This is a genomic window from Arthrobacter globiformis NBRC 12137, from assembly GCF_000238915.1.
Classification (GTDB): Bacteria; Actinomycetota; Actinomycetes; order Actinomycetales; family Micrococcaceae; genus Arthrobacter; species Arthrobacter globiformis.
Genome location: NZ_BAEG01000027.1, coordinates 66,645 through 84,015, shown reverse-complemented (window position 1 = coordinate 84,015; position 17,371 = coordinate 66,645). Strand labels below are relative to the sequence as shown.

Here is a 17,371-nt window from a genome sequence, read left to right as displayed (position 1 = left end):
GAATGACGTGCTGGAAAAGAGAGAGGTGGATCCACGATGGACCCAACTGCCTGGATTTGGATCGTCGTTGTAATCGTCGTCATCGCGCTCATCGCGGTGCTTCTGATGTCCAGCCGCAAGCGCCGGGAGGCGTTCCGGCAGAAGCGGGATGAGCAGAACCGCCAGCATGCCGCAGAGATCCGCAGGAAAGCGGAGAACGCCGACCTTGAAGCACGCGAAAACGAAGCCCGGGCCATGCATGCCAAGGCCGACGCCGAAAAGGCGCAGGTCGAGGCGGCGCGCCTTCGCCAAGAGGCAGAGCAGCGGCAGTCGGCCGCGCAGGAATTCCGGACGGATGCCGAGAAGCACCAGTACAAGGCTGATGCGCTGGACCCGGATGTGGATGATGATGGCAATCGGCGCCACGATGCACGGGCGGATGCGGGACGTGATGATATTCGGGCTGATGACGCCCGTACCGGTGAACGGGACATGGCTGCGCGCGACATGGGTTCGCGGGCAGATGACGTGCGGACAGATGATGGACGGGCAGATAATGCCCGCAACGCTGATGCCCGCCCGGATGCCGACGCCACCACGGACGCCACTAGGCGGAACACTCCGCGCGAGTAGCCGTCGCCGGCCGTCGACGCCCGGTAGCGAGCGGGCGGAGCTAGCGCCGGCGCAGGAGCGTCAAGAGCCCGCGGCGTGGCCTGAGCGGGGGCGACGCCGGGACGCCGGCGCCTTCGCCCATGCCGTCGATCACTTCGCGGATGGCGTCCAATGACGGCGTTTGCGGCTCCCAGCCGAGCTCGTTCCGGATCCGCGTGGTGTCCATAACCGGCGCGCCTGCCGCCATCTCCACCCATCCCGAGTCAGTCTGCTGCAGCCGAAGCCGCCAGGTGGCACCGACGAAGGCGTGCAGCGCGCGGACCGGGACGGGGAGGATCCTCTTGGCGGAGAAGAGCCGGGCCAGATTTTGCGGCGTGACCACCGGCTCGGCTGCCACATTGAACGCGCCGCTGGCCCTGCGCTCAAGCACGCGCCAGTACGCGTCCGCGACGTCGTCGGCATGCACCGCCTGAAAGATCAGTTCCTCGGGAACCGGCAATATTGGCAACGCCGGCCGGCGCGGGATGAACCTCGGGTGGACCCACCCCAGGAAGTACCTGCCGATTTCGCTTCCGGCCTCGCCCTGGAAGATGAGGCCGGGGCGCAGTCTGGCCACTGCAACCGACGGATTGTCCGCAGCGAACCTGTCCAGCAGCTTTTCCTGCTCGGCCTTGTGCCGGCTGTAATGTGAGCCCTCCATGCCTCCCGCAGGCCAGGATTCGTCCACGCGGTGGTCCTTGGCCGATTTGCTGTAGGCGCCCACGGAGGAAGCGCACACCACGTGCCTCACTCCTGCTTCCCGGGCAGCCGCCAGCATGTTGGCAGTGCCGGTGACGTTCGTGCGGTGCAGTTGAGGGAGGTCCCGGTTCGGCTGGATCTGCCACGCCAGGTGCACTACCGCGTCGGCTCCGGCAAAGGCCTTGGCCAGATCCTGCACAGCACCCTCCCCGCCCACGTCCAGGGTGTGCCACTCGACGCCGGCGAACGGCGGCCGTGAAGTGTCCGGCGAGCGGCGGCTGATGCCCACCAGTTCCAGTCCACCCGGGTGTTCCTGCCTGGGCTCCTGGAGTCTGCGCAGGAGTGCTGTCCCCGCATTGCCGCTGGCGCCCGTGATCGCGATACGCATGAAATGCTCTCCGTCCGTTGCCGTGGGATGTTCCGGCCGCCCGACGACGGGCCGTGGCCGTGGTGCTTCTTTCGAGCCTAGCGTCTCAGGGCATTGTGTAATAAGCACGCTTATGATTTCCTACTTCTAAGTCTTGCCGCAGGCTTTCTCGACCTCCCGATCGAAGGAATCCACGACAATGCCAGAAACCCCGCCCTCCTTGTCCGCGTCCTTCCCTGCTTGCGCAGCACCGCAGCCAGCGACCCGGGCCGGACGGCTGCACGATGCCTTCCAGAACCAACTGGTACTCAATTACCTCGACCTGGCAGAGTCGCTCGCTTCGCGGTACGTCGCCCGCGGACGCGAGCGCTCCGACCTTGTCCAGGTGGCCTACCTGGGGCTCATCAAGGCCGCCCGCGGCTTTGACAAGGAAAAGGGCGAAAGTTTCCCGGCCTATGCCGCGCCCACTATTAACGGCGAACTCAAGCGCTTTCTGCGGGACCGGTGCTGGACCGTCCGGCCGCCGCGGCATGTCCAGGACGTCCGGACGCAACTCCTTCATGCCGCCCCGGACCTGGCCCAGTCACTGGGGCGTGTTCCCTCGGCGCAGGAGCTGGCCAGCGAGTTGGGAGTCACCCCGGCTGACGTCCGGGAGGCCCAGGCAGCAGGCAGCAGCATGCATCCCGACTCGCTGGACAGCCCCGATCCGTGGGGCGGACCAGCCATGGGCGAGGGGCTTGTCTCGCTGGACCAGCCGATCGAGCACCTCGAAGAGCTCGTGTGCCTCAATGAGGCGATCCAGGAGTTGGACCCTGACGACCGGGAAATGCTGTACCGGCGGTACTTTCGCGAGGAGACCCAGGTGGAACTGGGCAAACGGTTCGGCATCTCACAGATGCAGGTGTCCCGGCGCCTCTCCCGGATCCTGGTCTGGTTACAGCGCCGGCTGCTCGACGAGGAGGGCCGGGGCGGAACCACGGACAGCTGCCGGACAGGCAGCACCAGGACAGGCAGCACCAGGCCAGGCAGCGCCCCGGCGGGCAGCGGGCGGGTCGGTGCGGATCAGACGGGCCGGAGCTGCCCGACAGCCGCCAATACGTCTTCCACCGTGACTGCCAGCAGGGCCGGGTCCGGGGTTGCCGCGAAGGTGTCGCCGCGCCGCGCCTGAGCGTCCGTCAGCACAATGTGAGGCCCAGGTGGCGGCCCCCAGACCTCGGCCGGGGCCGGACCGAAAAGCACCACCGAAGGCCGCGAATAGGCAGAGGCGAGGTGTGCGGCACCGGTGTCCGCTGACACCACCAGCCGGGACTCCGCGACGGCGGCCATGAATTCGGCCAGCCGCAGCCGCCCCGCCAGGACCTGGTCTTCCGGGAGGCCGGCGAGCCGTGCGACGTGCAGTGCCCGCGGCCGTTCCGCCGAGCTGCCGGTGAACACCACCTGGTGGCCATCCTCCGAGAGGGTGCGGGCCACTTCGGCGAAGCGGTCCTCCGGCCACAGACGGCTGCCGTAGGCGGCCCCCACATGCACCACGGTGGCACCGGGGCAGAGGCTGGAAACGGCGGGCGGGAGCAGCCGGAAATCGTCCGGTTCCGCGTCAATGCCGTGCCACTGCAGCAGCCTGGTCCACCGCTCGCGCTCATGGATTCCCTCCAGCCAGGCGGGGCCAGGCCGCTCGGGGGTTTGGTGGCCGACGATGGTCCTTGGCTGCACGGCAGCGAGCCGGGCCTCGCTTTCGGGTCCGCTGCCGTGCAGGTTCACTGCTATGTCCACCGTGCCAGTCTCGATGGGAATCGGAACATCCAGGCCATGGGTCGGGAGCAGTTCGTAGCCGCCCACCAGCTCCAGCGCATCTTCCAGCCAGTCCTGGGCCGCATAGAGCAGGCGGTGTTCCGGATAGGCACGCCGCAGCGCTCGGAGCGCCGGCACGGCAACCAGCAGGTCGCCCAGCTTCAGGGCCCTCAGCACTAGCAGGACCGGTTGTTCGTGCTTGCCGTTCAGTGCTTCCACTGCCGTCCTTCTGCTCCTCGGCGTCAGCCCCTGGGGCCGCTTGTCGAGGAGTCTAGCCGAGAAGAAGTGGGCGGCCAGTTGTTTAGGTCTCTCCCAGTCGGGGAACGGAGGGGGTATGGCAACTAACGCTTTGGTGCTCAAGGCTGTGCTGTTCGACCGGGACGGAACGCTCGTGGTTGATGTGCCGTACAACGGTGATCCGCAGCGGGTGGAGCCGTATCCCGGCGCGAGGAGTGTCCTCGACAGGCTGCGCAGCCGGGGCCTGGCCACCGGCGTCCTAAGCAACCAGTCGGGCATTGCCCGAGGCCTCCTGACAGCGGAGGAAGTGGACAGCGTGAACGCGCGGGTGGAGGATCTCCTGGGCCCCTTCGACGTCTGGGAGGTCTGCCCGCACGCAGCCGGTGAGGGGTGCTTGTGCAGGAAGCCGGCGCCGGGCATGATCCACAGCGCCTGCCGGCGCCTTGGCATCGACCCGTCAGAGGCGGCGTTCATCGGCGACATCGGCAGCGACGTCGAAGCGGCCGCGGCCGCCGGCGCGCGGGGCGTACTGGTTCCCACTCCGCAGACCAGAACCGAAGAAGTCGAGGCCGCCGCCGAGGTTGCCGCGGACCTCGAGCAGGCCGTCGCGCTGCTGCTCCAGGCACCGTTGCTTCGAGGACCGGCATGAGCAGGGTCCTGGTGGCTCGGCTGGACAGCGTCGGCGACGTTCTCCTGGCGGGCCCGGCGGTCCGGGCCGTCGCCAATGGGCGGCGGGCCGACGGCGGCAGCCCCAACGACGTCGTCGTGCTTTGCGGCCCGCAGGGCCAGGCGGCAGCTTCACTGTTGCCCAACGTCGCCGACGTTTTTGCCTGGGACACGCCGTGGATCAGCAATCCGGCGCCGCAGGTGACCGGCCCGCACCTCGACTCGCTGGTGGGTTATGTCCGGAACTCCCGTATCACCGAGGCGGTCATTCTCACCTCCTTCCACCAGTCGCCGCTGCCCCTGGCGCTCCTGCTGCGGCTGGCCGGCGTGGAGCGTATCACCGGAGCCTCCACCGACTATGCGGGTTCCCTGCTGGATGTCCGGCTCAAACCCGGCGAGGACTTTCCCGAGGACCAGCCGGAGTCCGTGCGGGCGCTCGGCATCGCCCGGGCGGCGGGCTTCCGGCTCAGGGCGGGTGATGACGGCAAACTCGCGGTCAAGGACCCTCCCGGCACCCGGCACCTGGTGGGTGACGGCCCCTACGTCGTAGTCCACCCCGGGGCAACAGTGCCCGCCCGGGCCTGGCCGCCGCTGCACCATGCGGCGGCGGTGGAACTGCTGGAGGGTGCGGGCCACCGGGTGGTGGTGACCGGCGGCCCCGGGGAAACTGACCTCACCGCAACCGTGGCCGGCCCCTCCGCCGTCGACCTGGGTGGCCGGACGGACCTCTCCACCCTGTCCGGTGTCCTGGCCAACGCAGACGTTGTGGTCACCGGAAACACCGGGCCCGCACACCTGGCCGCCGCCGTCGGAACCCCGGTGGTGAGCCTGTTTTCCCCCGTTGTCCCCGCTGTCCGCTGGGCGCCGTACGGCGTCCCGTTGGAACTGCTGGGGGACCAGAACGCACCGTGCCGGCTTAGCCGCGCACGCATCTGTCCGGTGCCGGGACATCCCTGCCTCAGCTCGGTTTCGCCGGAACAGGTGGTGGAGGCGGTGGAACGCCTGCTGGGCGGGGTCTCCTCTCTCAGCACACGCAGAAAGGTCAGGAAACAATGAGAATTCTGCTCTGGCACGTGCACGGGTCGTGGACGGATGCGTTCGTCCGCGGCCGGCACGAGTACCTGCTGCCGGTCCTGCCCGGTGGCGGGTCCTGGGGACTGGGCCGGGCCGGCCGGGACTGGCCCGCTTCGGTGCGGGAGGTCGCGCTCGCCGAGCTGGACGCCGGCAGCATTGACGCCGTCGTGCTTCAGCGGACGGAGGAAGCCGCGGAGGTGACGCGCGTGCTTGGCCGCCGTCCCGGCGTCGATCTTCCCGCCGTGTACGTGGAACACAACACGCCCAAGGGCGATGTTCCGTTCACCGTCCATCCGCTGGGGGAGCAGCGCGACATCCCGATCGTCCACGTGACCCATTTCAACGAGCTGTTCTGGGACAGCGGCAAGGCACGCACCAAGGTCATCGAGCACGGCATCGCGGACCCCGGCTACCTCTACACAGGCGAGGTCCCGGAACTGGGCGTGGTGGTCAATGAACCGGTGCGCCGCGGACGCGTGACGGGAACGGACCTGCTGCCCCGTTTCGCCACTGCCGCCCCGCTTCAGGTCTTCGGCATGGGCAGCGACGGGCTGGCCGAGGCCACCGGAATCCCGGCGCCGCGCCTCGTTATCAGGGGCGATCTGAAAACCACAGAGCTCCACCGGGAACTGTCGCGCTGCCGGGCATACCTGCACCCGCTGCGCTGGACTTCCCTGGGGCTGGCCCTGCTGGAGGCGATGCACCTTGGCATGCCGGTCCTGGCCCTGGCCACCACTGAGGCGGCGCGGGCCGTCCCGCCCGAGGCGGGCTGCATCTCCACGGATGTGGAGGAGCTGCGCCGGTGTGCACGGCTGCTGGTCAACGACCCGGAGGAGGCCCGACGGCGGGGCAAGGCGGCGCGGGAGGCGGCGCTGGAGCGCTACGGACTTGAGCGGTTCCTGGCGGACTGGGACCAGGTGCTGGCAGATCTGGGGGCGGCCAGGCCGCAAAGGGGGTCTCAGGAGAGGGTGGCATCGGGGGATGCAGCTTTGAAGGTGTCCGGACCGGATGCCCTGTCCGCGGCGCGAGAAAGGAATACCCAGTGAAGATCTCGATGATTTCGGAACACGCCAGTCCTTTGGCAGCGCTAGGCGGAGTGGACGCGGGCGGCCAGAACGTACATGTTGCCGCCCTGTCATCGGCCCTCGCGCGGCGGGGCCACCGGGTGACTGTGTACACCAGGCGGGACGCGCCCGGCCTGCCCGCGCGGGTGCAGGTGCATCCCCGGCTCGAGGTGGTCCATGTGGACGCCGGGCCCGCCGAGCAGGTGCCCAAGGACGAGCTGCTGCCCTTCATGGGCGAGCTGGCGGACGGCGTGGTGCAGGACTGGGGTCATTCGCCGCCGCACGTGGTGCACGGCCACTTCTGGATGTCCGGCGTGGCCGCCCTGGACGCTGCACGCCGCGAGCCCGGCGGTTTCCGGGTTCCCGTGGTGCAGACCTTCCACGCGCTGGGCACGGTCAAGCGCCGCCACCAGGGTGCCGCCGACACGAGCCCCGCCGAGAGGCGGTTCCTCGAACCGTCCGTGGGCCGCTCGGCGGACCGCATCGTGGCCACCTGCTCCGATGAGGTCTTCGAGCTTCGGGCGATGGGGATCGATACCCGCAGGGTTTCCATCGCTCCCTGCGGGGTGGACCTGGACCTCTTCTCCAGCGAGGGCCCGGCCGACGCGACGTCCCGTTTCCACCGGATCCTCTCCGTGGGCCGGCTGGTTCCGCGCAAGGGTGTGGACCTGGTGATCCGCGCGCTGCCGTACTTGCTGAACGCGGGATTCGACGACCTTGAGCTGCTGATCGTGGGCGGCGGGGCGGACGCGGGCGGGCAGGACCCGGAAGCGCGCAGGCTGCTGGACCTTGCCCGGGAGCTCGGCGTGGCGGGCCATGTGGAGCTACGTGGCCAGGTGCCCAGGGACGCCATGCCCGGCATTTTCCGAAGCGCGGACGCTGTGGTGTGCACGCCCTGGTATGAGCCCTTCGGCATTGTGCCCCTGGAGGCGATGGCCTGCGGCGTTCCGGTGGTTGCCGCTGCAGTTGGCGGCCTGACGGACAGCGTCGTGGACCGCGGAACCGGCCTGCACGTGCCGCCCAAGGACCCCGAAGCCATCGCAGACGCCCTCGGAACGCTGCTGGCCAGCCCGGACCTTCGCACGAAACTCGGGCAGGCGGGCGAGCGGCGGGCGAAGGCCCGCTACTCCTGGAGCAGGGTCGCCGCGGAAACCGAAAAGGCCTACCAGCTGGCCATCGCAGGCACCGCTGACGCAGGCAGCATGGAACCGATGGAAGGAGCGGCACTGTGACTCCCGAATCCCTGCGGGAGGCTGAACTTCCCGCCGTGCACCGGGTTGGCGCCCGGTCCGGTTTCTCCCCACCTCCCGCAACTTCCTCACCGGACGGGGTTTCTCCAGACGGGGTTTCTCCGGACGTCGCTTCTCCAGACAGAGCCCGGCCGGACAGGGCCGGGCAGGACGCGTCGCTGCACGAAGCCGCCTTGGGGTCGCAGCAGGCTGTGCGGACCCACCTGGAAAACGTCCTGCCTGCCCTCCGGTCCCTGGAAAGCCAGGCCGACAGGCTGGCCGGCTGGGGCGTGGAACTGGCCCAGCGACTGCTGAGCGGGCAGAAGCTGCTCGCCGCCGGGAACGGCGGGTCCGCCGCCGAGGCGCAGCACCTGACCGCGGAGCTTGTGGGCAGGTTCGACGGCGACCGGATGCCCTTTTCCGCGATCTCCCTGCACGCGGAGAGTTCGGCCGTCACGGCCATCGCCAATGACTACGGCTACGCGGAACTCTTCGCGCGGCAGGTCCGCGCCCACGGCAGATCCGGGGACATCCTCGTGCTGCTGTCTACGAGTGGACAGAGCCCCAACCTGCTCCGGGCGGCCGAGGCGGCGGCCAGGCTGAACGTGACCACGTGGGCCCTGACCGGCCCGGCGCCCAACCCGCTGGCTTCCTGCTGCGACGACGCTGTGGCCATCGATGCCATCTCCGCTAACGCGCAGGAGGGGCACCTGATTGCGCTGCACGCAATTTGCCGGGCCTTCGAAGCTGAAGTGGCCCGCAGGGGCCAGGGCGTTCCCGGGCCGGGGGCTGATCGCGGATGAGGATCACAGTAGTGGGCGACGTCTTGCTGGACGTGGACCTTTCCGGCGAAGCAACCCGGCTGTGCCCCGACGCGCCCGTGCCCGTGGTGGACGTCTCCGACGTCCGGCGCCGGGCCGGCGGTGCCGGGCTCGTGGCCCGGATGCTGGCCCACGACGGCCACCGGGTCACCCTGGTGACAGTGCTTTCCGACGACGACGCCTCCCTGGCACTGGAAGGCGCGCTCGCCGGCGTGCGGGTTGTGTCCGGGCCTTCCGGTGCGAAAACGCCTGTGAAGACCCGGGTGCGGGCGGGCAGCCAGCCGGTGGTGCGGGTGGACGAGGGATGCGAGCGGCCGGAAGTACCGGCGGCCACCGCGGGCATGCTCAGGGCGCTGGACCAGGCCGAGGTGATCGTCGTGGCCGATTACGGAAGGGGCGTTGCCGCGAACCCGGAGATCCGCGAGATGCTCGCGGCCCGCGCCGGTGACATTCCGATCGTGTGGGACCCGCATCCGTCCGGCGCCATGCCCGTGCCGGGGGTGGCGGTCGTGACGCCCAACCTGTCCGAGGCCGCCAAGGCCGCAGATTCCGGCGTTGGAACGCCTGGGGCTATTCCCGCCGTCGGCAGCGCCCTCGGCGAAACACTGCTGGACCGCTGGCAAAGCCAGGCGGTCCTTGTGACCATGGGGGAGCGCGGTGGCCTGCTGTCCCGGCCCGACACCCCGCCCGTGGCCATCCCGGCCCCTGCCACCGAGGTCGCGGATCCCTGCGGCGCCGGCGACCGGCTCGCGGCAAGCCTGGCCGTGCACCTGGCGGAAGGCCGCAGCCTGCAGGAGGCAGCGGAACGGGCCATAAATGCAGCGGCCGCCTTCCTCGGCGCTGGCGGGGTGGCCTCCCTGCCGGACCGCCACCGCCCGGTCTGGCACCACAGCCGCGAGGAAGACGCCGTCGGCCTTGCCCGGCGGGTTCGCGCCAACGGAGGAACCGTCGTGGCCACCGGAGGCTGCTTCGACCTGCTGCACGCAGGCCATGCCCGCACGCTGTCGGCGGCCAGGGACCTCGGCGACTGCCTGATCGTGTGCCTGAACTCGGACGAGTCGGTGCGCCGGATCAAGGGCGAGGAACGGCCGATCGTGAGCCAGCAGGACCGGGCCGAGCTCCTGCTGGCACTCGAGTGCGTGGACGCCGTCCTGGTTTTCGGGGAGGACACGCCGGAGGCCTGCCTGGCGACGCTGCGCCCGGACGTCTGGGTGAAGGGCGGCGACTACCGCGCCTCGGAGCTGCCCGAAGCGGGGCTGGTCGAGAGCTGGGGAGGGCGCTGCATGACGGTGCCGTTCCACCCGGCCCGGTCCACCTCAGTCCTCGCGGACGCCCTGGCCAAGGTCAGCTGAACTGGCCATGCTCAGCGGAACCGCCACACAAACCTGACATTAGACCCGACTGAAAGGAACACCATGACTGAATCGACTATCCGGCCCGGCCGGGTCCTGGTAACCGGCGGTGCCTCCGGACTGGGGGCCGCCGTCGTCGATGCCGTGCTGAAAGCCGGGGGAACCCCGGTGGTGCTGGACCGGGACATCCGGAACGTCTCCGCGGCGAAGGCATTTGAAGTGGACGTCTCGGACCGCGTAGCCGTGACCGAGGCAGTACGGCAGGCGGCCGAGACCCTGGACGGGCTGGATGCCGTGGTCACGGCGGCCGGCATCGACCGGTGCGGCAAGCTGGAGGACGTGGCCGCGGAGGAATGGGAACGCGTCATCGGGGTCAACCTGATGGGCACGGTTTCCGTCGTCCGGGCTGCCCTTCCGTACCTTAAGGAGTCCCGCGGCCGGGTGGTCACCATCGCGTCCACGCTGGGAAAGCGGGCACTGCCGGAGGCCACAGCGTACTGCGCCTCCAAATTCGGGGTGGTGGGCTTCAGCCATTCCCTGGCGGCTGAAACGGGCGGCGAGATCGGCGTGACCACCATGATCCCAGGCGGCATGAAGACCCGCTTCTTCGACGACCGCGCTGAGCAATACAAGCCGCAGGACGATTCACGCCTGAATGATCCCGGCAACGTGGCGCAGGCAATCCTGTTCGTCCTGTCCCAGCCCACCGGCTGCGAGGTCCGCGAAATGCTTATCTGCCATGAGGAAGAGGGCTCATGGCCGTGAGCTGGAGTACATCCTCGTAAACCTCTGAGGGTTCGACGGCCTTCACGGTGGACTCGTCATGCGGGCACCGTGGGGCCGTCCACCCGACCTGGGTGACGTCCACGCCGCACACCGGGCAACGCGTGACCCAGCCCAGACGGACCCGGTGCTTACTGCGGCCCAGCGGGGCTGCGTTGATGGCATTGCCCGCCCAGTAGATGCCCACGGTGGAGGTGCCGAGAGCCTGGGCGAGGTGGCGCGGTCCGCTGTCGTTCGCCACCACGACGGTGCTGCCCGTTAGCAGTGCGGCCAGCTCACCGAGGCTGAGGTTGCCGGCCAGCGACTCTACGGCCGGGCGGGCTTCTGCAGCGTGTCCTGTTCCGGCCTGTCCTGTTCCGGCCTGCTCGAGGGCGAGTTCCACAACCGTCTCGGCCAGTTCCTTTTCGCTGCTGTCGCCCACCACATAAACCCGGAAGCCGTCGTCGGCGGCCCTCCGGGCAACCGCGGCGAAGCGTTCAGCCGGCCAGCGCCGGCGCGGATCCGTCGCACCCGGATGGATCACTAGCACCCGGCCGTGCCCCGGCCCGCCGTCGCCGCGCCCCGACCCGCCTTTGGCCAACCCGCCATTTCCCAGGGGCAGCGCCTGCCCGAGCCGCTGGATGAACTCCGGCAGAGCCTGGAGTCGGGCCTCCAGCTCACGGGGAGGAGCCCCTGCGAACCCCGCCACCTCGAGGGCACGGAGCGGCTCGTGCTGGTAGTACACGTAGGGCACGGTCCGCTCGAGCGGAGCTGCGTCCGGGGTTCTGGTGCCCACGGTGTGGCGTGCGCCGAGGCGGAGCAGGAACGGATTTGAGTACCGGCCGCCACCGTGCACCTGGACGGCCAGGTCAAAGTTCCTGGCGCGCATCCCGGCAACAAACCGCTCCACTTCGTGAGGGTCTTCCGGCCCCGGGCGGACCCCCTCGGCAAACGGCAGAATCACCGTTTCATCCACCGGTCCCACGGTTTGCGACAGCAGTTCAGCCTGGACCGGCGCGCACAGCAGGGTGACGCTGGCCCCAGGGTAGGCGGCCTTCAGGGCTGCCACCGCCGGGAGGGCATACATCAGGTCACCGAGCCCGCCGCCACGGAGGACAGCGATGCGGGAAACACCGCCGAATTCTTCCAAAACCGGGCCGATTCCGTGGCCTGTGATGCGTGCTCCGCCGAAGTCGGCGTTGATGAGTTCCAAGGTGTCAGCCCTCTCGGTTCCGGATGGTTTAGGTCAGGATGCGTTCAGGTCGGGTGGGTAGTGGGGCCCACCCTACGGTGCATCGGCCCTGTATTGCCAGCTTGGAAAACCTGTATTTCCAGCCCGGAGAACCCGGCCCGCGTACTCAACGGGATCCAGCCCGCCGGCCCGAAAAACTCCTGCTGCCGGCGCGTGTAAACCCTTCGGCGCCGGGGTACGGATCACCTCAGAGAGTGCGGGAACGGACCGCCAAAACTCTGAGCAGCAGGCCAATCCCCAGTGAGGAGCCCCATGCAATCGACCATCACCGGTGAGCTGACAAACGCGGAAGATGTGCTCACCATCCTGAACCCGCGAACCGGGGAACCTGTCGGCAGTCTTTCCGTCGCCGGAACAGATGATGTGGCGGGAGCCGTGGCGGCTGCCCGCGCTGCCCAGCCCGGCTGGGCGGCAACGCCTCCGGGGGAGCGCGGCAAGCTGCTGCGCGAGGCGGCCCGGGCGCTGGACACCGCCGCCGCCGGGCTTGCGGAACTGAACGCGCAGGAGACCGGCCGTCCGCTGGATGAAGCCCTTGCCGGCATTGCCGCCGGCGTTTCCACGCTGGAGCAGTACGCGGAACTTGGACCCGTACATCGTGGGCACAGCCTGCGCGGCAACGCGCTTGCAGCTGATTACACGGTCGCTGAGCCCCGCGGCGTGGCCGTCCTGCTGACGCCGTGGAACGATCCCGTCGCCGTGGCGTGCGGACTCATCGGGGCGGCCCTGGTTACCGGGAACAGTGCCATTCACAAACCGAGCGAGCGGTGCCCGCACCTGGGAAAGCTGCTGGGGGAGGTAGTGGCGCCGGTATTTCCGCCCAACGTGCTGGTCACGCTCACCGGAGGGGCCGACGTCGGGACCCTCCTGACCCAGCAGCCTGACGTCGACATGTTCGCCCACGTCGGATCCAGCGCGACCGGTGACCGGATTGCGCGGGCGGCGGTGCTGACGGGTGCCTATGTCATCAGGGAAAACGGCGGAAACGACCCGCTGGTGGTGGACGCGGACGTGGACCCCGGCTGGGCCGCGGAGCAGGCTGCGATCGGGGCGTTCAGCAACAGCGGGCAGATCTGCACGTCGGTGGAGCGGATCTACGTCCACCGGTCCATCGCCGAACCGTTCTGCCATGCGCTCGCCGGGCAGGCCCGGGACCGCAACACGGAACATCCCCTCGCGCCGCTCGTGGATACCCGGATGCGGGACACGGTCCACCGGCATGTTGCCGAGGCGCTGCAGCTGGGCGCGCGAGCCATTGAGGGCGGCACGGTCCCGGTCGGGCCCGGAGCCTTCTACCCGGCCACGGTCCTGGTGGACTGCGCCGACACCATGGACGTCATGGCCGAGGAGACATTCGGCCCTGTTGCTCCCGTGCGTGTGGTGGACAGCTTCGAGGAAGGGCTGGCCCTCGCCGCGGCCGGCCGGTACGGACTTGCCGCCACCGTTCTGACCGGCAGCATCGCCCACGCCCAGCAAGCCGTGGCCGCGCTGCCGGTGGGGACCGTCAAGGTCAACGAGGTTTTCGGCGGTGCACCCGGCGGGGCCGCCCAGCCCCGGGGCGAAAGCGGGCATGGGTTTGGCTACGGCCCCGAACTCCTGGATGAGTTCACCCGGGTCAAGGTGGTGCACATCGCGGCGCCGCCTGCCCGTGAAGCTGCGCCCCCTGCTCATGAAACCGACGGGGCAGCATCGTGACGGCCGCAGCACCCGGCGCCGGAGGACTCGCCGGGGACGACGGCGGGCGGCAGCGTTCCGAACCAATGCGTTCCGAACCAATGCTTTCCGAACAGCGCGGCCTCGCCGCGTGGCTTCCCCGGAGGCTGGCCGAGGAGCAGCCGGCCATCACTGTCGTGGGCGACTTCATGCTCGACGGCTGGTGGACCGGCTCGATCGACAGGATGTGCCGCGAGGCCCCGGCTCCCGTGGTGGACATCAACCGGCGGGACTTTGCCCCCGGCGGCGCCGCCAACACCGCCATGAACCTGGCCGCCCTCGGTGCCCGCGTGAGCGTCGCCGGCATCATCGGAGCGGACGACGCCGGCGCGGAACTTAGGCGCCAACTGCTCGCCGCAGGGGTGGACACCGCACTGCTCGCCGAACACCCGGGCATGGTCACCACCACCAAGATCCGGATCAGCAGCGGCGGCCAGGTCCTGCTGCGCTTCGACGACTCCGCGGAAGCTGTCCCGGCGGACGCCCTGGCAACGTTCGCAGCGGCGGTGCCCGCCGCCGTCGGACGCCAAGACGCGGTGGTGATCTGCGACTACGGAACCGGAGTCCTCGCGGAACCGGTGCGCAGCCGGCTCATCCAGACCCTTGCCCGCCGTGGGCAGGACACGCTGGTGGTGGTGGACGCGCACGATCCCCGCCCGTGGGCAGGGCTCGAGCCGGACCTGGCCACGCCCAACGCGCAGGAGGTGGCCAGGATGCTGGACCTTAGGCTGGGCAATGGGCCCGGGCGCGCTGACGTGGTGACCGCGCACGGCGGCGAGCTGCTGCAGGCAACGGGAGCCCGCGCCGTCGTGGTCACGCTGGACTGGGACGGAACGGTGCTCATCCCGGCGGCCGGCAACCCGCACCGGACGTGGGCCCGGCCGGCTACCGAGAAGCAGGCCTCCGGCGCGGGCGACACCTTCGTGGCGGCGCTGACCCTGGCGCGTGCGGCGTCGCTGCCGCTGACGGCCAGCCTCGACCTCGCACAGGCGGCGGCGGACGTGGTGGTCCACCACCCCGGGACGTCGGTATGCGGCACGGACGAGCTGGGCCGCTACCTGGAAAGCTTCGCGGACACCGCGCTGGCGGCCGACGAACTGGAGCGGCACATCCATGCCCACCGCAGCGACGGCCAGCGCGTGGTGCTGACCAACGGCTGCTTCGATGTCCTGCACCGAGGGCATACGCGCTACCTGAACCAGGCCAAGCAGCTCGGCGACATCCTGGTGGTGGCGCTCAACAGCGACGACTCCGTGCGCAAGCTCAAGGGGCCCGACCGCCCCATTAACAGCGTGGCCGACCGGGCAGCAGTGATCGCCGCCCTGAGCTGCGTGGACTACGTGACCGTCTTCGACACCCCGACGCCGATTCCGCTGATCGAACAGCTGCGGCCGGAAATCTACGCCAAGGGCGGGGACTACACGCCGGAGATGCTGGCCGAAACCGAGGCCGTGGAGGCCTACGGCGGCACGGTGACCATCCTCGATTACGTGGCCGAGCGCTCCACCACGGCCATGGTCCAGCGCATCCGCAACGGCGAGGGAGCGCCGGTGCCGGAGGCGTAGGGCCCGCGGGTCTGGCCTGTCGCCCGCTGGTCTGGCGGGGAACAGGGCCGGGGGCAGCGGCAGCCTGCGGTCAACTAGGCTTGAAGCATGACGGAAGCGGCGGAGAACTGATGGCACGGCGCACTAAGTCAGGTGGGAAATCCGGGCCCAAAGCCGCCACCAAATCCGGCGGCAGAAGAGGCACAGCAACGGCCTCCATCGTGCTGGAAGATGCCAGTCAGGCGCGTCCCGGGGGAGTTCGTGCAGATGGCCCTGTTGAGGGCATCTACTACATCGACACCGGCGACTGCGAGCTCATTGCCGACCAGGACAACTCCACCGGCTGGCTCCTGCGCATCAACGGTGTGATGAGTTCCCACATCGACCTCGCCGATCCCCTGTTCCTGGACTTCGAGTACATGCGCTGGATGTCCGCCCTGATCGAATCGCGTTGGCCGACGGAGTCCAAGCCCAGGCTGCGGGGCCTGCACCTGGGTGGCGGGGCCTGCTCGCTGGCCCGCTACTTCCATGCTGCCTACCCGGATGCCCGGCAGGTGGTGGTGGAGCTTGACGGGAAGCTGGCCGAGTACGTCCGCGGCTGGTTCGACCTGCCCAAGGCCCCGCTGCTGCGGCTGCGCGTCGGCGAGGCCCGCGCTGTGACGGAAACCCTCACCCCGGACACCCGCGACTTCATCATCAGGGACGTGTTCGCCGGCGCGGTGACCCCCTTTCCGCTGACCACCGCCGAGTTCAACGCGCATGTGCGGCGGGTGCTGGCGCCCGGCGGCGTGTACGTGGTGAATTCGGGCGACGGCCCGGACCTGAAAAACACCCGTGAGGAGGCGGCCACCCTCGCGGCGACGTTCGGGCACACCACCATCATCGCGGACCCGGCCATGCTGAAGGGACGCCGGTACGGCAACATGGTGATGGCCGGCAGCGACCAGCCGTTCGAGGACGATCCGCAGCTCGCGCGGCGGCTCCTGGGCGGGGCGGTACCCGCTCACATCTGGGACGATGCCAAGGTCCGGGCCTTCGCTGCCGGGGCCCAGGTGCGCCACGACCCCGCCCCTCCCGCCGAGCCTGCACCTCAGCCTTCAGTCAGCGGTTGAACCGCCGCGGCCCTGCCTTTGCCGCCGCGGCCCTGTCCGAGTAGCCACTCCCGGTGCGCCGTGGTCTGATCTCGCAGCGCCGTTACCACTGCGGCGACGGCCGGCCGGCGCATCGAGTCGGGCCGCAGGACCATCCAGTAGGGCAGCCGTTCGGCGATGTTCCCGGGCAGCAGGCGCACCAGGTCCTCGTGCCGGTCGGCCATGAAACACGGCAGGAACCCCACCCCGGCGCCGGCACGGGTCGCCTCGACGTGCACGAACACATTGGTGGAGCTCACGCCCTCGCGCATCGCCGGCACCAGCCGGCGCGGTGCGTCCAGATCGTCCACCTGCAGCATCGAATCCACGAAGTACACGAGCGGATGTGCGGTCAGGGCCTCTATCGAGTCCGGCATGCCGTTGGCCTCGATGTACGAGCGGGACGCGTACATCCCGAGCTCGTACTCGCCCAGCCGGAACGCCTCGGCCCGGTGCACCTGCGGCTCGCCGACCACCACCTCGATGTCCAGTCCCGAGCGTTGCTGGAGGGCCCGGCGCGTGACTGTGACGATCTCGACGCTGAGCCCCGGGTGATCCTTCCTCAGCCGGGCCACCGCCGGGGCGGCGATGTAGGCGCTGAAACCGTCGGTCGCCGTCATGCGTACGACGCCGGTAATCGGGTCGGGCGCGTGGCCTGACGGTCCCAGCGCACGCACCGCCGTCTCCACCTGCTCAGCCACCAGCACGGCCTGGGCGCCGAGCTCGGTCAGCTCCCAACCCCCGGACGCCCGGGCCAGAACACGGCCGCCCAAGGCCTTTTCCAGTGCGGCAATCCGGCGTGAAACGGTGGTGTGGTTCAGGCCCAGGACCTGGGCCGCCGTCGTGAACTTCGCCGAGCGTGAGACAGCGAGCAGCACCAGCAGGTCGTCCGGGTTGGCATCCATATCTGCAATTTTGCACGAATCCAGTGCCTGATTAGTCATTGAACCCCGTTCCTTCTGCAGGAATACTCGGGTGAATCGGAAGTGCTGCACGTGGCGGCACGTGTCAACGTGGACACTTTGAGGAGCAGACTGTGGACGCAC

The 17,371-nt window shown here is 69.4% G+C and carries 16 protein-coding genes; 12 read left to right on the top strand and 4 right to left on the bottom strand.

Going from position 1 to position 17,371, the window contains the following annotated elements; translation table 11 throughout:
- Window positions 1–36 precede the first annotated feature (36 nt).
- Window positions 37–612: a hypothetical protein gene (locus ARGLB_RS04105; protein ID WP_003799216.1), complete on the top strand. Its 576-nt coding sequence runs from the start codon at window positions 37–39 to the stop codon at window positions 610–612.
- A 40-nt stretch (window positions 613–652) separates the two neighbouring features.
- Here the strand turns inward: ARGLB_RS04105 and ARGLB_RS04100 are convergent, their stop codons facing one another.
- Entirely contained in the window at window positions 653–1,717 is a 1,065-nt protein-coding gene (locus ARGLB_RS04100; RefSeq protein ID WP_003799214.1) for an NAD-dependent epimerase/dehydratase family protein, read from the bottom strand.
- Window positions 1,718–1,895: 178 nt separating this feature from the next.
- On the opposite strand from ARGLB_RS04100, the gene ARGLB_RS04095 reads away from it, so the two are divergent.
- On the top strand, window positions 1,896–2,864 hold the full coding sequence (locus tag ARGLB_RS04095; protein WP_003799211.1) for a sigma-70 family RNA polymerase sigma factor: 969 nt from the start codon (window positions 1,896–1,898) through the stop codon (window positions 2,862–2,864).
- Here ARGLB_RS04095 and ARGLB_RS04090 read toward each other — a convergent pair.
- The gene (locus ARGLB_RS04090; protein WP_003799210.1) at window positions 2,759–3,703 is read right to left on the bottom strand and encodes a glycosyltransferase family 9 protein; all 945 of its coding nucleotides are present in this window, start codon (window positions 3,701–3,703) and stop codon (window positions 2,759–2,761) included. The genes ARGLB_RS04095 and ARGLB_RS04090 overlap by 106 nt on opposite strands.
- A gap of 115 nt (window positions 3,704–3,818) precedes the next feature.
- Between ARGLB_RS04090 and ARGLB_RS04085 the strand changes: the two genes are divergently transcribed.
- The 7 genes from ARGLB_RS04085 to ARGLB_RS04055 all read left to right on the top strand — a co-directional run bounded on the left by ARGLB_RS04085 (window position 3,819) and on the right by ARGLB_RS04055 (window position 10,692).
- Complete coding sequence (locus tag ARGLB_RS04085; RefSeq protein WP_003799208.1) at window positions 3,819–4,370, top strand: D-glycero-alpha-D-manno-heptose-1,7-bisphosphate 7-phosphatase; 552 nt, start codon at window positions 3,819–3,821, stop codon at window positions 4,368–4,370.
- Window positions 4,367–5,443, top strand: a complete 1,077-nt coding sequence (locus ARGLB_RS04080) for a glycosyltransferase family 9 protein (protein WP_043417871.1) — start codon at window positions 4,367–4,369, stop codon at window positions 5,441–5,443. Before ARGLB_RS04085 ends, ARGLB_RS04080 begins: the two co-directional genes overlap by 4 nt.
- On the top strand, window positions 5,440–6,507 hold the full coding sequence (locus ARGLB_RS04075; RefSeq protein ID WP_003799204.1) for a glycosyltransferase: 1,068 nt from the start codon (window positions 5,440–5,442) through the stop codon (window positions 6,505–6,507). Before ARGLB_RS04080 ends, ARGLB_RS04075 begins: the two co-directional genes overlap by 4 nt.
- Window positions 6,504–7,757 (top strand): glycosyltransferase, encoded by a 1,254-nt coding sequence (locus tag ARGLB_RS04070; protein ID WP_003799202.1) that lies wholly within the window; start codon window positions 6,504–6,506, stop codon window positions 7,755–7,757. The genes ARGLB_RS04075 and ARGLB_RS04070 overlap by 4 nt, the downstream gene beginning before the upstream one ends.
- Before the next feature lie 176 nt (window positions 7,758–7,933).
- On the top strand, window positions 7,934–8,557 hold the full coding sequence (locus ARGLB_RS04065; protein ID WP_050934275.1) for a D-sedoheptulose-7-phosphate isomerase: 624 nt from the start codon (window positions 7,934–7,936) through the stop codon (window positions 8,555–8,557).
- Window positions 8,554–9,927 (top strand): PfkB family carbohydrate kinase, encoded by a 1,374-nt coding sequence (locus ARGLB_RS04060; protein WP_043417869.1) that lies wholly within the window; start codon window positions 8,554–8,556, stop codon window positions 9,925–9,927. Before ARGLB_RS04065 ends, ARGLB_RS04060 begins: the two co-directional genes overlap by 4 nt.
- A gap of 63 nt (window positions 9,928–9,990) precedes the next feature.
- A complete protein-coding gene (locus ARGLB_RS04055) occupies window positions 9,991–10,692 on the top strand; it encodes an SDR family oxidoreductase (protein ID WP_003799194.1) in 702 nt (233 codons plus the stop codon).
- On the opposite strand, the gene ARGLB_RS04050 is transcribed toward ARGLB_RS04055, so the two are convergent.
- Entirely contained in the window at window positions 10,658–11,902 is a 1,245-nt protein-coding gene (locus tag ARGLB_RS04050; protein ID WP_003799191.1) for a glycosyltransferase family 9 protein, read from the bottom strand. The genes ARGLB_RS04055 and ARGLB_RS04050 overlap by 35 nt on opposite strands.
- Window positions 11,903–12,193: 291 nt before the next feature.
- On the opposite strand from ARGLB_RS04050, the gene ARGLB_RS04045 reads away from it, so the two are divergent.
- The 3 genes from ARGLB_RS04045 (at window position 12,194) to ARGLB_RS04035 (ending at window position 16,307) form a co-directional block, all read left to right on the top strand.
- Complete coding sequence (locus ARGLB_RS04045; protein WP_003799189.1) at window positions 12,194–13,633, top strand: aldehyde dehydrogenase family protein; 1,440 nt, start codon at window positions 12,194–12,196, stop codon at window positions 13,631–13,633.
- Window positions 13,634–13,698: 65 nt separating this feature from the next.
- Window positions 13,699–15,216 (top strand): D-glycero-beta-D-manno-heptose 1-phosphate adenylyltransferase, encoded by a 1,518-nt coding sequence (gene rfaE2 / locus ARGLB_RS04040; protein WP_043417918.1) that lies wholly within the window; start codon window positions 13,699–13,701, stop codon window positions 15,214–15,216.
- Between the two features lie 110 nt (window positions 15,217–15,326).
- On the top strand, window positions 15,327–16,307 hold the full coding sequence (locus tag ARGLB_RS04035; RefSeq protein WP_043417866.1) for a spermidine synthase: 981 nt from the start codon (window positions 15,327–15,329) through the stop codon (window positions 16,305–16,307).
- Here the strand turns inward: ARGLB_RS04035 and ARGLB_RS04030 are convergent.
- Window positions 16,286–17,230 (bottom strand): LysR family transcriptional regulator, encoded by a 945-nt coding sequence (locus ARGLB_RS04030; RefSeq protein WP_043417917.1) that lies wholly within the window; start codon window positions 17,228–17,230, stop codon window positions 16,286–16,288. The two genes, ARGLB_RS04035 and ARGLB_RS04030, sit on opposite strands and share 22 nt — an antisense overlap.
- Window positions 17,231–17,371 lie beyond the last annotated feature (141 nt).